This is a genomic window from Gemmiger formicilis (genome assembly GCF_016901605.1).
Lineage (GTDB): Bacteria > Bacillota > Clostridia > Oscillospirales > Ruminococcaceae > Gemmiger > Gemmiger formicilis_B.
This window is the reverse complement of the sequence record NZ_JACJKP010000831.1, coordinates 1-220: the sequence shown is the minus strand read 5'-3', so window position 1 is coordinate 220 and position 220 is coordinate 1. Positions and strand designations below refer to the sequence as shown.

At 64.5% G+C, this 220-nt stretch carries 1 protein-coding gene; it reads right to left on the bottom strand.

Going from position 1 to position 220, the window contains the following annotated elements; genetic code table 11:
- The coding region (locus tag H6B10_RS16940; RefSeq protein WP_204652513.1) for a hypothetical protein at positions 1-220 on the bottom strand (220 nt) is incomplete at both ends.

Here is a 220-nt window from a genome sequence, read left to right as displayed (position 1 = left end):
ACTGTGGCTGAAGAACGCAAAGTATACCGCAGCCCGGAACGGGCTGCCAAAACCATGCCGGGGCCAAACGAACCTGCGCCGCCGCCCAAATCGCAGCGGCCGCAGCGCGGCCGTTGTGCCAAAATTGGCCTGTTCCGGGCCGGTAGGGCCGGAGGAGCAGCGGGTCAGTACAAGGCAGACCCCCACAACCACCAGCAGGCACAGCAAACACAACGCCAGT